Source organism: Streptomyces sp. NPDC018833, assembly GCF_044390825.1.
GTDB lineage: Bacteria > Actinomycetota > Actinomycetes > Streptomycetales > Streptomycetaceae > Streptomyces.
In genome coordinates this window covers 394,467-409,225 of the sequence record NZ_JBIRZM010000003.1, presented here as the reverse complement: position 1 = coordinate 409,225, position 14,759 = coordinate 394,467, and the positions used below count along the sequence as shown (strand labels likewise).

11 protein-coding genes and 2 pseudogenes are annotated in these 14,759 nt (G+C 70.2%); 4 read left to right on the top strand and 9 right to left on the bottom strand.

Translation table 11 applies throughout. The features are described from left to right. Positions 1-168 precede the first annotated feature (168 nt). A complete protein-coding gene (locus ACH5AF_RS09100) occupies positions 169-2,604 on the bottom strand; it encodes an ATP-binding cassette domain-containing protein (protein ID WP_398900849.1) in 2,436 nt (811 codons plus the stop codon). A gap of 578 nt (positions 2,605-3,182) precedes the next feature. Between ACH5AF_RS09100 and ACH5AF_RS09095 the strand changes: the two genes are divergently transcribed. Then, positions 3,183-4,820: a penicillin-binding transpeptidase domain-containing protein gene (locus ACH5AF_RS09095; RefSeq protein ID WP_398900847.1), complete on the top strand. Its 1,638-nt coding sequence runs from the start codon at positions 3,183-3,185 to the stop codon at positions 4,818-4,820. A 55-nt stretch (positions 4,821-4,875) separates the two neighbouring features. Then, positions 4,876-5,061: pseudogene (locus ACH5AF_RS09090) on the top strand (YbaK/EbsC family protein); the annotation flags it as partial. A gap of 36 nt (positions 5,062-5,097) precedes the next feature. Here the strand turns inward: ACH5AF_RS09090 and ACH5AF_RS09085 are convergent. From ACH5AF_RS09085 to ACH5AF_RS09070, 4 genes and pseudogenes are all read right to left on the bottom strand, one after another. Then, a complete protein-coding gene (locus ACH5AF_RS09085; RefSeq protein WP_398900846.1) occupies positions 5,098-8,040 on the bottom strand; it encodes a CHAT domain-containing protein in 2,943 nt (980 codons plus the stop codon). Continuing rightward, entirely contained in the window at positions 8,037-8,966 is a 930-nt protein-coding gene (locus tag ACH5AF_RS09080; protein WP_398900845.1) for a hypothetical protein, read from the bottom strand. The genes ACH5AF_RS09085 and ACH5AF_RS09080 overlap by 4 nt, the downstream gene beginning before the upstream one ends. Before the next feature lie 6 nt (positions 8,967-8,972). Beyond that, positions 8,973-9,350 carry a hypothetical protein gene (locus tag ACH5AF_RS09075; protein WP_398900844.1) on the bottom strand — a complete coding sequence of 126 codons (378 nt, stop codon included), beginning with the start codon at positions 9,348-9,350 and terminating at the stop codon, positions 8,973-8,975. Between the two features lie 86 nt (positions 9,351-9,436). Further along, positions 9,437-9,652 (bottom strand): annotated as a pseudogene (locus tag ACH5AF_RS09070) (transposase); the annotation flags it as partial. 102 nt (positions 9,653-9,754) lie between these two features. Here ACH5AF_RS09070 and ACH5AF_RS09065 point away from each other — a divergent pair. Then, positions 9,755-10,204, top strand: coding sequence for a hypothetical protein (locus ACH5AF_RS09065; protein ID WP_398900843.1), 450 nt, complete (start codon positions 9,755-9,757; stop codon positions 10,202-10,204). A gap of 323 nt (positions 10,205-10,527) precedes the next feature. On the opposite strand, the gene ACH5AF_RS09060 is transcribed toward ACH5AF_RS09065, so the two are convergent. After that, positions 10,528-11,679 carry a PP2C family protein-serine/threonine phosphatase gene (locus ACH5AF_RS09060; protein WP_398900842.1) on the bottom strand — a complete coding sequence of 384 codons (1,152 nt, stop codon included), beginning with the start codon at positions 11,677-11,679 and terminating at the stop codon, positions 10,528-10,530. Between the two features lie 218 nt (positions 11,680-11,897). Between ACH5AF_RS09060 and ACH5AF_RS09055 the strand changes: the two genes are divergently transcribed. Next, a complete protein-coding gene (locus tag ACH5AF_RS09055) occupies positions 11,898-12,737 on the top strand; it encodes a DUF817 domain-containing protein (RefSeq protein WP_398900841.1) in 840 nt (279 codons plus the stop codon). On the opposite strand, the gene ACH5AF_RS09050 is transcribed toward ACH5AF_RS09055, so the two are convergent. The 3 genes from ACH5AF_RS09050 to ACH5AF_RS09040 form a co-directional block, all read right to left on the bottom strand. Continuing rightward, positions 12,619-12,963: an SDR family oxidoreductase gene (locus ACH5AF_RS09050; protein ID WP_398900838.1), complete on the bottom strand. Its 345-nt coding sequence runs from the start codon at positions 12,961-12,963 to the stop codon at positions 12,619-12,621. The two genes, ACH5AF_RS09055 and ACH5AF_RS09050, sit on opposite strands and share 119 nt — an antisense overlap. A gap of 132 nt (positions 12,964-13,095) precedes the next feature. Beyond that, entirely contained in the window at positions 13,096-13,500 is a 405-nt protein-coding gene (locus tag ACH5AF_RS09045; protein ID WP_398900837.1) for an SDR family NAD(P)-dependent oxidoreductase, read from the bottom strand. Next, on the bottom strand, positions 13,497-14,687 hold the full coding sequence (locus ACH5AF_RS09040; protein ID WP_398900836.1) for a serine hydrolase domain-containing protein: 1,191 nt from the start codon (positions 14,685-14,687) through the stop codon (positions 13,497-13,499). Before ACH5AF_RS09040 ends, ACH5AF_RS09045 begins: the two co-directional genes overlap by 4 nt. Positions 14,688-14,759 lie beyond the last annotated feature (72 nt).

Genomic DNA, 14,759 nt, shown 5'->3' with positions numbered 1-14,759 from the left:
CCTCTCGGTGTCGGGCCCGTCTCGGTCGTTGCCGGTGGTAGCGGAAGCCAATCCCGGGCCACCGTCCCAAGGCCCACAGAGGCCCAGCCGGGGCCCGCAGGGCAAGTGGGCGATGGGTCCGTGGAAGCCAGTGGGCGAAGCGGCAAACGGTGTCCGTGCGGGCCTCGGTCAGGTGCCGACGTAGGCCGCGAGGTGCTCGCCGGTGAGGGTGGAGCGGGCGGCGACGAGGTCGGTGGGGGTGCCCTCGAAGACGATCCGACCGCCGTCGTGGCCGGCGCCGGGGCCGAGGTCGATGATCCAGTCGGCGTGCGCCATGACCGCCTGGTGGTGTTCGACGACGATGACCGACTTGCCGGAGTCGACGAGCCGGTCGAGGAGGCCGAGCAGCTGCGCGACGTCGGCGAGGTGGAGACCGGTGGTCGGCTCGTCGAGGATGTAGACGCCGCCCTTCTCGCCCATGTGGGTCGCCAGCTTGAGCCGCTGCCGCTCGCCGCCGGACAGCGTGGTGAGCGGTTGGCCGAGGCTGAGGTAGCCGAGCCCGACGTCGGCGAGCCGGTCGAGGATGCGGTGCGCGGCCTTGTGGTATCCCCTGCTCGAAGAGCTTGGGGAAGTGCCCGCCTCGCCGGCGCCGAAGAACTCCTCGGCCTCGGCCACCGACATCGCGAGCACCTCACTGATGTCGCGGCCGCCGAGGTGGTACTCCAGCACCGATGCCTGGAACCGCTTCCCCTCGCACTCCTCGCAGGTGGTGGAGACGCCCGCCATCATCGCCAGGTCGGTGTAGATGACGCCGGCGCCGTTGCAGGTGGGGCAGGCGCCCTCGGAATTGGCGCTGAACAGCGCCGGCTTCACGCCGTTGGCCTTCGCGAACGCCTTGCGGATCGGGTCGAGCAGTCCGGTGTACGTCGCCGGGTTGCTCCGCCTGGAGCCGCGGATCGCGCCCTGGTCGATCGACACCACACCGGCGTCGGCGGCACCCGGCTGTCGGCACAGCGACCCGTGCACGAGCGAGCTCTTGCCGGAACCGGCGACGCCGGTGACGACGACGAGCACCCCCAGCGGGACGTCGACGTCGACGCCCCGCAGGTTGTTCGCCGTCGCGCCGCGGATCTCCAACGTGCCGGTGGGCTTACGCACCGTCTCCTTGAGAACAGCCCGGTCGTCGAAATGGCGGCCCGTGATGGTGCCGCCCGCCCGCAGCCCCTCGACAGTGCCCTCGAAGCAGACGGTGCCGCCCGCCGTACCCGCGCCGGGGCCGAGGTCGACGACGTGGTCGGCGATCGCGATCGTCTCGGGCTTGTGCTCCACGACGAGCACCGTGTTGCCCTTGTCCCGCAGCCGCAGCAGCAGGTCGTTCATCCGCTGGATGTCGTGCGGGTGCAGCCCGATGGTGGGCTCGTCGAAAACGTAAGTGGTGTCGGTGAGTGAGGAGCCGAGGTGGCGGATCATCTTGACGCGCTGCGCCTCGCCGCCCGACAACGTGCCTGACGGCCGGTCGAGCGAGAGGTAGCCGAGGCCGATCTCCGAGAACGAGTCGAGGGTCTGCTGCAGCGCGGTGAGCAGCGGCGCCACCGAGGGCTCGTCGAGGCCGCGCACCCAGTCGGCCAGGTCGCTGATCTGCATCGCGCAGGCGTCGGCGATGCTGATGCCCTTGATCTTCGACGACCGAGCCGCCTCGCTGAGCCGGGTGCCGTCGCACTCGGGGCAGGTGGTGAAGGTGACCGCCCGGTCCACGAACGCGCGGATGTGCGGCTGCATCGCCTCCCGGTCCTTGGAGAGGAAGGACTTCTGGATCTTGGGTATCAGCCCCTCGTAGGTGAGGGTCACCCCCTCGACCTTGACCTTGGTCGGCTCCCGGTGGAGGAAGTCCTGCATCTCCTTCTCGGTGAACTCGCGGATCGGCTTGTTCGGGTCGAGGAAGCCCGACTCGGCGTAGACCCGCACGGTCCAGAAGCTGTCCGACTTCCAGCCTGGGATCGTGAACGCGCCCTCGGCGATCGACTTGGAGTCGTCGTAGAGCTGGGTGTGATCGATGTCGGAGACCGTGCCCCGGCCTTCGCAGCGGCTGCACATGCCGCCGGTGCGGGTGTAAGTCGCTTTCACGGCCGTCTTGGCACCGCGTTCGACGGTGATCGCACCGCTCGCCCGGACGGAGGGGACATTGAAGGCGTACGCGCCGGGCGAGCCGATGTGCGGCTGCCCGAGCCGGCTGAAGAGGATGCGCAGCATCGCGTTGGCGTCGGTGACGGTGCCGACCGTGGAGCGGGGATCGGCACCGATCCGCTGCTGGTCGACGATGATCGCGGTCGTCAGACCGTCGAGTACGTCGACCTCGGGCCGCGCCAGCGTCGGCATGAAGCCCTGCACGAAGGCGCTGTAGGTCTCGTTGATCAGCCGCTGCGACTCCGCGGCGATCGTGTCGAACACCAGCGAGCTCTTGCCCGAGCCGGAGACGCCGGTGAACACCGTCAGCCGGCGTTTCGGGAGTTCGACGCTGACGTCCTTGAGGTTGTTCACGCGCGCGCCGTGCACGCGGATCAGATCGTGGCTGTCGGCGGCGTGCGGCGCAGGCGACTGCGTGTCCGTCCTCGGTGCCATGTTCATCGTGTCTCCATCTGTCAGGCGGGGCCGCCTTCGCGGTCCCCGTCGGCGTCGCCTGGCTCGATCTGACCGGCTTCGAGCGTACGTCCGGTTCTCCTTCGCTTCGGCCCGTGGAGCCTTCGGGCTCCGGCCACGCGGCGTGGACGGCGAGGCGTCGGCCAACCAGCGGCCCCCACACATCAGTTCGCGGTCGGGCAGCCTCGCGCCGGGCCTGCATCCGGCGCGGGGAGATGCGGAACCAGCGGGACGGGGTGGCGAGCGTACGCGGGTCGACGCCCGTGCGCGCTGCAAACCGGCCATCCCGCTCCCGCAGCAGCGAGCCGATCCTGGATCTCCGGCGGAGCCGCCATCCCCACGAGGTGGGCCGCGCACGGGCGGACCTCCGTGAGCGTCGGGCCCGGCAAGGCCGGGTGGGCGGGGCTGACGGCCCCGCCCGCGGCGTCGCGGTCCCATGACAACCCCCTCCCCCGTCACCCCCTCCCCCGTCACCCCTCCCCCGTCACCCCCTTCCCGTAAAGTGGCCCCTGACTCACGATCTTGAACATGTTCAGGACGTGCACTCTGGGGAGGGGGCTGCGGTCATGCGCAGTGGAGCGAAGGTCGCCGTCGTCGGCGGCGTGTTCGCCGTCGTGGCGACGGGTGTCGGCTACGGGGGATGGAATCTGTACAACGGGCTGACCGGGAGCGGCACCGACGACGGCGTCACCACCCGGTCCGCGCCCAAGGAGACCGGGCCGCCCGGCGCCGACGAGGTGGAGAAGACCGCGAAGGACTTCCTCGCCGCGTGGGCCGCGGGCGACGGGCCGACCGCCGCCCAGCTGACCAACAACGCTGCCGAGGCGGAGCCGTTACTCACCGGCTACAGCGAGGACGCCCATGTCACCGGGGCGGTGATCGAGCCCGGCGCGGCGGTGGGGACGAAGGTCCCGTTCACCGTGAACGCGACCGTGAACTTCCAGGGGGTGTCCAGGTCCTGGTCGTACTCCTCCGAGCTGACCGTCGTCCGCGGGCTGACCACCGGCCGCCCGCTGGTGGACTGGCAACCCTCCGTGGTGCACCCCGAGCTCACCAAGGGCACCTCGCTGGTGACGGAGGGGGCGTCCGCGCCACCCATCAAGGCGGTCGACAAGGACGGCGTGGAGCTGACGAAGGAGAAGTACCCCTCGCTCGGCACGGTCCTCGACCAGCTGCGCAAGAAGTACGGCGCGAAGGCGGGCGGCACGGCGGGCGTCGAGCTGGTGATCACCTCCGAGGACCCGAACGTGCCCGACAGCACGCTGCTCACCCTCACCAAGGGGAAGGAGGGCACGCTGCGGACGTATCTGGACGCGGGAGTGCAGGCGGCCGCCGAGAAGGCGGTCAAGGCGTACGGCAGGGCGTCCGTCGTCGCGGTCGAGCCGAGCACCGGCCGGATCCGGGCGGTCGCCAACAGCCCGGCGGACGGCTTCGACACCGCGCTCGGGGGCGCCCAGGCGCCGGGCTCGACGATGAAGATCGTGACGGCCGCGATGATGCTGGACAAGGGGCTGGTGAACGGTCCGGACTCGTCGGTCGAGTGTCCGGCGACGGTCACCTGGGAGCGCGAGTTCCACAACCTCAACGACTTCTCGCTCGGGACCACCACGCTCCAGCGCGCCTTCGCCCGCTCCTGCAACACCACCTTCATCAAGCCCGTCAAGCCGCTGGGGCAGGGCGCGGGTTCGGCACTGGGCGAGACGGCGCTGAAGTACTTCGGCATCGGCGCGGAATGGCAGACCGGCGTGCGGACCTGGGACGGTGCCGTACCCGAGTCGGCGGGCGCGGAGACCGCGGCCTCGTACATCGGCCAGGGGAAGATCCAGATGAACGCCCTCAACGTCGCCTCCATCGCCGCCACCGTGAAGGGCGGGGCCTTCCGGCAGCCGGTGATCGTCCCGCTGGCGCTGGACGGCCGTGAGCCGGCCACCGCGCAGCCGCTTCCGGCGGGCATGGCGCAGACCCTGCGGCAGTTGATGAGTGCCGCCGCCACGGGTGAGGGCACGGCTGCGCCCGCCATGGCCTCGGTCTCCGGCAGCAAGGGCGCGAAGACCGGATCGGCCGAGGTCGACGGGCAGGGCGACTCCAACGCCTGGTTCACCGGGTACGCCGGCAACCGCGCCGCCGCGGCCGTCGTCGACTCCGGCGGGCACGGCGGCGACGCGGCGGGACGAGTGGTCGCCCAGGTCCTGAACGCGCGTTGAAGATGAGCTGAAACGCGGTCGCGTGGCCCGTACAGCTACCGCTGGCGTGCGGGCCATGAGCTCTCAGGACACCACAGACGCCCCCCGATTCGCCGAGGCCCTGCGCGAACTCGGCCTCGTTGTCCCCGTACGCCGCTTCCCGGACGCCACCCGCACCGCGGCCGAGGCGGCCGAGGCCATCGGCTGTGACGTGAGCGAGATCGTCAAGTCGCTGATCTTCGAAGCGGACGGGGTGCCGGTCGAGGGCCGCGCAGGCGAACGCCGGCGGCGGCAGACGTCAAGCACCGTGGTAGCTCATGCCGGCCCAGTCTGCGGGATGCGTGTACGGCCGCGCGTCCGCGTCGCGAAGCCGCAGGCTCCGCACCAGCCCTTCAAGATCCTCATCCCTGGGCGCGGAGGGCGTCATGGCCGGAGTGAGGTCCCGTATCTTCTCCTGGTTGGTGGTATCTCTGAGCCAGCGTTGGGCCGTACGCAACGCTGTGACGGGTTCCAGCTCCTCCGTTCGCCACAGCTGGTAGAACCGCGCCATGAGCAGACTGGTGGCCTCGCTGCGAACCGCCCACTGGCTTGCCACAACACCGGCGACGCCGGCCTGGATCAAGCCGCTCGGCAGGGAAATCACCTCGTCCGGCAGCGCGGCGCCGGGGCGGTCCGTGTCGCATGCCGAGAGGACGGTCAGCCGGGCCCCGGCGGCCTTGGAGTTGTCTCCCAGCCGTAAGCCCAGGATCTCGCGCAAGGTGAGTGCCTCGTCACCTGCAAGGAGCAGCGCGCTGTTCAGGGGGTTGGTCATCTCGTAGCGGCCATGGCAGATGAAGTGGTGCACCTGTGCCCGCAAGAGGGCCTCGGTGACGGCCGCCCGGTCCGCGTCAGTCCCCCGTAGCACCTCGTTCTCGGGAAACCAGCGCCGGGCCCACGCCGCCTCAGCGCTCGCGTACCCGACGCGTGGCCATGAAGTCGGCTGGGGGTCGGCCACGACGGCGATGCGCCCGCAGGGTGTGCGGTCTGCGACGCGGCGAGTGACTTCAAGGGCACGCGCGTTCGGGACATAGCGCACCGTTCGCTCGTCCAGCAGATAGTGCCGTCCGGTGGCAGAGCCCGGCACGGGTCGCCAGGCCGCGTGGAGGGGCAGCATCGCGAGCTTCCCGGAGGGCACGATGATCAGATCGTCCGTTTCGTCGATGATCTGCAGAACGTGGGAGACGATCGCTGACCAGGCCCAGCGGGTCGCCGCGTCCAGCGCCCCCTTCCAGGAGCCTCTCGACCGGCCCGCGGATCCCCGCTCGGCGCCCAGCAGCACTCGAACACGACGGTCGACCGCGTCTGTGGTCAGCAAGGGCAACTCGGCAGCCTTGATCCGGCCGTCGTCACCCACTGCGAGTGCCACTCCGGCAGGGCCCGCGGCGGCCACATAGACGATGACGCCATCGCGCGGTACGGCCCGGCGCACATCCGCGAAGCGCGGTTGCGTCAGGAAACGTTCATATCCGTCAACAGACCGGAGTTCCGCGATCACCTCCTCGACGGCCTGGCGCAGGCGCCGCAGTGCTACAGGGTCCGCGCCGCCCCGCATCGCTTCTTCGAGTGCCCTCGCCGCGGCGCGGTATCGATCGACGAGGTCGGCGCGGCCGGCGTCGGCGAGGCGGCCAATACCTATCCTGTCCGCCTCCAGGCTTTCCGACAGCAGCTGGCTGCGACCGGTCTCCAGCGCCACGACCGCTTCCTCCAGTCGCCCGGCCCGGAACAGTGCATACGCGGCTTCCGAGGGAACGCCCTGAGAGTCGGCGAGCCACGTCTCCTTGTCCTGGCGAAGGAGCTGGACACGGACCAACCGCTGAGTGGCCTCCAGAGCCTGGGTGTATGCCGCACAGGCTTCGTCCCAGCACCCCCGAGCCGTTGCCCAAGCTCCCCACCGCCTGGCTGCGGCAAGGGCCCATTCCAGCGAGGTGTCCAGGCCATGACGCACGGCGTCCTCATACGCGGTCACCGCTTCGATGACCAGATCGCTGCCCCCGCCGCCCCCGCTTCGTGCCTGCAGCGTCGTGCCGAGGTTGTACGCGCGCGAAGCCCTCTCCGGGGCATGGCGCGAGGTAAGGCTCAGAGCCGTACGGTAATGAACGACCGCCTGCTCTCCCAGCCGCTCATCACCAGTCGCGCGCCACGCCGCGGCCAGAGCGTTGCCCACGTTGTTGTGCCCGGAGGCCAGCTGCCAGTCGCCCGCCCCGCGGGCGCTGAGGGTCTTCAGCTGCAGATCGACGGCCCTGAGCAGGTCGTCCCGGTCGCCGAAGCTCTCGTATCGCGTGAGCAGGGCGTTGCCCAGGAGGCTCAGTGACACCGGGTCGGCCCGGGAATCATCGTCCGCCACCTCCTCCGTCAGCAACCCGATGGCCTCGTCCAGAACCGCGACGTCGCCTGTGCGCAGGTACAGGCGGCGCAGCAGGCTGCCAAGGGTTCCCCGGAACGCGTTGCCGGTCCTCGGCGCCATGATGTAATCGCGGCTGTCACTGGCTTTGCGCAGCAGCTCGATGGCGCGGTTGAGATCGTCGAGGCTGCCGGTCGTGTCGTATCTCTTGGACAGCGCGTCAGCCAGGATGTACGTGAACCGGTGGCCCAGCTGGGTGTCTCCGGCCATGGCCACCGACCGTTCCGCATGCGCCACGGCTTCGGCCAGCACAGCCACATCACCGTGGGCACGGAAGCGAGTGACCAGTATGGACGCGAGACCAGCCCTGCAAAGTGCCGCCAGCCTCCGGTCACCTCCGGCGCAGACCACGCTGTGCCGAGCGTGACGGAGAGCACCGTCCAGTAGGCCTGCCTCGCCGTTGCGCTGATACAGGTTGACCAGTGTGTTGGCGAGGCCGTATTCCAGCCATGCCTGCTCCGTTCCCTCCACGGGGGTGATGCCGAGCCCGTCCGTGAGCAGCCTGCGGGCCACCAACAGATCTTCGTCATTGGAATCGCCTACCCCGCACCAGTTGTGGGCGATTCCCGCGCGTGTCAGCATCGCGACCCGGGAGGCAGGCGAGGAAGTGCCGAACCTCGGGTGGGTCACCACCTTGTCCAGCGCATCGGCAAGCCGCCGCCGAGCCGGACTGTCACCCTCCACATAGTCGGCGAGCGCACGGCCCGCTGCGGCGAGGACGGCCCTGAAGCGTAGCGGCGCCGGCGGAAGCGGTGGCCATCCGAGCCAGTCCTCGGCCTGCCGCACACGCTCGGCACTCATACCGGCCCCCCAGGCAACGGTCCTCGCTCGAGATAGGTCGTCATCCTCTGCCCTGTCACATATTCCTGCGAGGGGTCTTCGGGAAAGGTCCATCCGAGGCCGTCGTACAGGTTTCTGCGATACAGGTCGAAACCCGCCTGCACGAGCCGTCCGTAGTCCACGGCCCCTGACAATGCCAGCCGGTACCCGCCGAACATTCCGAGCACCGCCACAGCCACGGCCCACCAGGTGAAGGTCGTCCACAGCAGAAAGAGCAGGCCCCACAGCCACAGACGCGCAGCCTCATCCAGTCGCGCACGGGACGTGGCGATCTCCGCGCGCGCCTGCTCGGGAAGGGACAGCCACAGGTGCGGCCAGCACACGGCGGCGTCGAGGCCGTACCGGTGACGGGGCCGCGACTCCGCCGCCTTGAGGATGTCACCCAGCCTCGTGGGCATCCGGTCCCGCGGCGCCGGAGGGACGAGCGCCCGCGCCGCGTTCAGTGCCGTGTACTCGGCGAATTCCGCGGCCGTCAGTTCCGTTCGGCGTCGAGCGAGGTCGCGCCATCGTTCGGCCCTTCGCTCACCGGCTCTTCCTCGCGCATTGAGCATCATGATCCGAAGCGGCGCTGTCGGCCGGGGCCAGTATCCCTCCAGTAGCCGCAGCACCCCGAAGGTCAGCTCCTCCGCAAGCCGCGCCGATCCCGCCACCAGCAGCACGGCGAGCACCGCTGTCAGCGCCTGGGCGGCAGCCGGGAGGCTCCCGATGCTGAGGTCCCAGGCACGTCCGAGCGACTTCCAGCCGGACTGGCGCCCGGTGATACCGCCGTGCGCATGTATCCAGGCGAGCAGTCCGCCCATCCAGAAGCCCAGAGCCGGTGAGGTCAGCAGCAAGGCCCACCGGTCCGCCACTTTGCTGCCCAGGCCCGACCACAGCGCCGTGAGCACCGCGGATCACACGCCGAGCACGAGCGGGCCGTGCTGGTCCGGGCATCCTTCGGGTACCGGCTCGCCGACCTCGAAGATCGGGTACGTGTAGTCGCAGACTCGGCATCGGTAGACCATTTCGGCCGACGGATCAGCGAGGCCGGCGAGCGGTGTGTAGCTGGGACTTCCCGCTGCCTCGCGGTAGGTGTCCTCGTCCCCCAGCAGACGGTGCCTGAGCTCGTCGCGGAGGGCGGGATCCGTTGTGAGCAAGGTGAGCATCTCCTCGCCCACCTGTTCTCCGGCTTCCGCGCGCGCAAGCACGGTGTCGACGTCCCGGGCGAGCGTCCCGCCATCAGACACCCATAGATCAGTGGCCTCCCCGCGCATGGCACGGACCGCAGCCACAATCTCCTCGTCACGCATCTTCCCCCCAAGCAGTCATCCCAGCCGACAACCGTACGCTCAGTTGCCTGAGCCTGAGTGCGTGTTTCTCACAACCGCCAACTCAGTGACTTGAGTTGTCGGTGGGTGATCAGGCAGCAGGCGAGTTTCAGGAACCCTTCGTGCATGTCCGCTCGTCGTTCCCAGTGCACACGCAACCGACGGAAGCCGTGCAGCCGGGCAAGGGTCCGCTCGACCACCCACCGGAAGACGCCGAGACCGCTGCCGTGCTCAGTGCCGCGGCGTGCGATGACGGGCCAAGCGCCGAATGCTGAGTGTTGTCCCGCAAGACCGGGCGACGGTGTCGGACAACAGCCCTGCGTCGAGACGGATTTGCCAGAGGCGGCTCCACGGGATGACATGCGCTCATGAGCAGAATGGCGCAGGTCCTCGTCCTGGCACAGTACGAGGACGAGGTGATGGAGCCGCTGACGCGGTCCGACGAGGGGCGCACCTGGCGCGGCAGTTTCGAGCGGATACCCAACTGGTTCGTCGGCGGGTGGTACCTCGAGTTCTACCGGGAGAGCCAGCGCCGCGGGGTGCTCGCAGACCTGGAGGCGCTGCCGTGGAACCGGCCGGAGTGCGTCCAGGTCATGCTCCACGACGAAGACGATGATTGCTTCGGGCTGTGGATGTTCCAGGACGGCGCGCTGGTCGAGGTGCCCATCCCGCGCACACAGCGGGTCCACGTCCCGCCGCCGTCGTGGGGGGACGACAGCCCGCGGCCCGGATCCCTGTGGCGGACTGACGGACCGGACGCAGAGGCGCTGCCCACGCACTCTCCCGAGCACGAGCAGGACCCGGGATTGTCGTGGTAGCCAGGCTGGTGGTGCGCTGTGAATGAGCCCCGATGCAGGGTGTCAGAGGCCAGTGGGACGGTGCTGCCACGCAGGACGCACTCTGCCACTTGCCGGGGCCACCCCCCGAGCACGCCGTGATCGCTCGCTTCCATCTCGGTGGTGACGACCTTGGCGAACCTGATCAATGGGCCCTGGTCTGCGAAGCCGAGCGGCTGGGAGACGCGGTCAATCGAGGGTGACGACTGGACCCACACGCTCCCAACGGCCGTCGCGGCTTCCAGATGGGGTGAGCTGGGCAGATGCCTCAGGTTCCGTCCACCGCCCCACGCGAAAGCCTCAGGTCAAAGGCCCGGGACTTCGTTGTTGTCCGAACCTGTTTCAGGTCGGATCGGAGATGGGTGTTCGAGCACCGCGAATGCGAGCGCCGCGACGTCGTCGTCGAGCCTTCCGCCGCTGTAGTGAAGCAGGTCGCGGTGAAGCCGGTCGAGCAGCTCGCGGGGCGACATCAGGCCCTGCTGCCCCATCCAGTCCGGGAGCGGGAAGAACTCGCCCGCGTGGTCCCGGGCCTCCGTCACACCATCGGTGTAGAGCAGCAGCTGGTCGCCCGGGGCGAAGGCGACGGTGTCGACGCGGTAGGTGTCTCCGATGAGCGTCGCGAGGTTAAGGGGCGGCGAGGGAGCGGAAGGCTCCAGGACGCGGGTCTGCCCGTGGTGCACGAGCAGCGGCGGAGGGTGCCCGCAGTTGAGAAGTTTGACGTGGCCACCGCCGCGCGGGACCTCCGCGACGAGAGCAGTGGCGAAGCGCTCCGGCAGATCAGGGCCGGGGTACGCGGCGATGTGGCGGGTGATGCTGGTTTCCAAGCGCCGGGTGATGCCGCTCAGGTCAGGCTCGTCGTACGCGGCCTCCCTGAAGGAGCTGATCACCGCCGAGGCCGCTCCTACGGCGGACAGGCCCTTGCCGCGCACGTCACCGATGAGCAGCCGGACCCCGTACGGGGTGTCGACCGCCTCATAGAAGTCGCCGCCGATCCGGGCCTGCTCCTGGGCCGCCAGGTACAGCGACTCGATCTCGACGTCATCGATGCGACACGGCAGGGGGCGCAGCAGCACCTTCTGGGCCGCGTCGGCGACGAGCCGGATATGGAAAAGGGTCTCCTCCCGCTGGAGACGGAGATGGCTTGTGTAGGCGGCGGCCAAGGTGACCGCGATGATCGCGGCCCCCGTGTACGGCGTCCCCAGATCGGTGTAGAAGAAGCTGAGGCTGATCATGACCAGAAGGCAGAATGCCCCCAGCAGGATCGTGGGGAGAACAGGCCACATCGCGGCGGCGAGGGCAGGCGCGGCGGGCAGGAGACGACTGAAAGCGATCTCCCTCGGTGTGGAGAACGCCAGGCCGGCGATGAGGACCGTAAGGATCGCGGGCGACAGCAGTGCAGCTTCCCATCTGCCGCCGTGGGGAAAGCGGCGGCGCCGCAGCCGACCAAGCATGATCATGAAGCCATCATATCGGGATATAAAGGACGAGGATCGGGCTGCTGTTCAAGGAGCGGTTCGGCGCCGCGGGGTCGCGGCGGCGTGCCTGATGGTGCTCGGCATCGGCCTGATGCTCAAGGCCGGCTGACTCCCGAGAGGCGAACCGGCGCCGACAGCGGTGACCCGGACCTGCCACCCGTTCGCGAACCGGATGCGTGCCTGACGCGTCCATCTCGAACATGGGGACGATCACCAACGGGATACGCCAGCTGCTCCGCTTCGGTCTGCTGGAGGCGCGCTGCTGCGCCTTCGCCGTCGCGCTCGTCGGCGGAATCGCCGTCTCGGGGCAGCTGCCCGAACTGCCCGTCGCCCGGTACGACCTGCTGCTCCTCTACGGGATCGCACTGGCCCTGCTCGCCAGGAAGGTCGGCTGGGACAGCGCCCGCGACACCGCCGTGATCACTTGCTGCCATCTCGTCGGGCTGCTCTTCGAGCTGGTCAAGGTGCAGTTGGGGTCGTGGAGTTACCCGGAGGACGCGCTCACGAAGATCGGTGGCGTGCCGCTGTACAGCGGATTCATGTACGCGGCCGTGGGCAGCTACCTCTGCCGGGCCTGGCGTCTGTTCGACCTGCGCCTGACCGGCTACCGGCCCCGGCTCATGGCGGTGCTCGCCGTCGCCGTGTACGTGAACTTCTTCAGCCACCACTGGCTGCCCGACGCCCGCTGGGTGCTCGCCGCGCTGCTGCTGTGCGCGACCGCGGGGACGTGGGTGCGGTTCCGGGTGGGCGAGCAGGACCACCGGATGCCGCTCGCCCTCTCCTTCGTGCTGATCGGTTTCTTCCTCTGGCTCGCCGAGAACGTGGCGACGTACGCCGGGGCCTGGAGCTATCCGGACCAGCTCGGCGGCTGGCAACCGGTGTCCCTGGCCAAGTTCGGGGCATGGGCGCTGCTGATCACGGTCACGTTCGTGCCGGCGGCCGCGGCGGCTCGTCGTTCGCTGCGTACCGGGCGCGCAGCTGCTGGAAGCCGGAGTCGACCGCGAGCAGTCCGCCGTCGACCCGGGGCGTCGTACCCGTGATCCAGGCCGCGTCCCGGGAGGCGAGGAAGGCCACGGCGGCCGCGATGTCCTCCGGCTCGCGACCCGGCCGAGCGGTAGAGCTCGGGCAGCGCCTGGAGTTCGGCCTCGCGGCGGTGCCAGGCGCGGGTGCGCACGGTGCCGGGGTTGATCTGGTTGACGCGGACACCGCGCGGAGCCGCGTCGGCGGCGAGGGTGCGGGTGAGGGAGGCGCGGCCCTTCCCCCCATAGGCCCCAAGGGGGCATGGGAGGTGCCCCCAGGCGGCGCTGTAGGGGTGGCCGCCGGAGGATGCTCGCCGTTGACCGAGCCGATGTTGACGATCGCCCTGCGGCCGCCCGCGGCAAAATGCGGCAGCGCGGCTCAGACAAGGGGCGTGGCGTCAGCCGCTCCAGTGGAACCGGTGCTTGCACCGGGGGAAGGCGCCGCTCCGGCAGATGTCCAGGTCGCGGTCCCAAGCTCGTCGGCATGTCCTCGAACGGCTCGATGTCCCGCGTGGCGAAGAGCGCGTTGTTGACCAGCACGTCGAGGGGGCCGAAGCGTTCGGCGGCGTATGTGACGGCTGCCTCGACCGAACAAGCGGTCGCCCACCTCACAGGGGAAGGGCTCCGCGCCGTCGATGGACGCGGCGGTCTCCTCGGCGGCGTCCGCGTCGATGTCGGTGACGAGGACGTGGGCGCCCTCCGAGGCGAGGCGCCGGGCGGTGGCCACACCGATCCCGCGGCCCGCTCCGGTGATCAGTACGCCGTTCCCCTCGAAACGATTCACAGGGCCGAACGTACCGCCCTGATCAGCGCCTGCGCACGGGGATCGGCGGTGACTCCCTTGCGCATGCCGTTCGTCGCGTAGCCCAGCGCGATGCCCGACTCGGGGTCGGCGAAGCCGAGGGAGCCGCCGCGGCCGGGGTGGCCGAAGGAGCCTGGGCCCAGCAGCGGCGAGGCGGGGCCATGCAGCATGTAGCCGAGGCCGAAGCGGGTGGGCACCACGAGCACGCGGTCGGGCCCCGAGGACTCCTCGGTACGGGCGAGGGTGAGGGTGGCCGGGGCGAACAGCCGCGGTCCGCCGTCGACCTCGCCGATGGTGGCGGCGTAGAAACGGGCGAGGGCGCGGGCGGTGGAGATGCCGTTGGAGGCGGGGAGTTCGGCGGCGCGGAAGGCGGGGCTGTTCTCGTCGGGCGCCGGGTGGATGGCGCCGAAGGCGCGGCGGGTCAGGGACGAGGGGTCCCGGTAGGCCTCGGAGACGGAGCGCTTGGGGCGGAGCCGCAGGCCGCCGCCCTGGGCGGTCTCCGGCTCGGCGACGGGGCCGAGGCGGCCGACGCGGTGGGTCTCGTCCGCCGGCAGACCTATCCAGAAGTCGAGGGCGAGCGGGCGGGCGATCTCCTCGGCGACCCAGCGGCCCATGGTGCGGCCGGTGACCCTGCGCACCAATTCGCCGAGCAGCCAGCTGTAGGTCTGCGCGTGGTAGCCGTGCGCGGTGCCGGGCTCCCAGGCCGGGGCCTGGGCGGCGAGGGCGGCGGGGCCGCTCGTGCCGTCCTCGGCCTCGGCCGCGGTGAGGGGCCGGTCCAGCACGGGCAGTCCGGCGCGGTGCGCGAGCAGGTGGCGTACGAGGACCCGCTCCTTGCCCGCCGCCTTGAACTCCGGCCAGTACGTTCCGACCGGCGCGTCCAGGTCGATCTGGCCGCGCTGGTGGAGCAGGAGGACGACGGCCGCGGCGACTCCCTTGGTCGCCGAGCGGACGACCTGGGCGGTGTCGACGGCCCACGGTTCGCGGCCGTCCACATCACGGGTGCCCGCCCACAGGTCGACGACCTTGCGGCCGTCGCGGTAGACGGCGACCGCCGCGCCGCGCTCCCCGCGCTGCTCGAAGTTGCGTACGAAGGCGTCCGCGACCGCTTCGAAGCCGTCCGCCACCGTGCCCCGGACGTCCACCACGTCTGCTCCTTCGCTGCCGTCCATCCCCCCATGGTGCAACGTGGTCCGGACCCCCCCGATCCCGGGGGCGCGCTCCCCCCTGGGGCACCTCCCAGC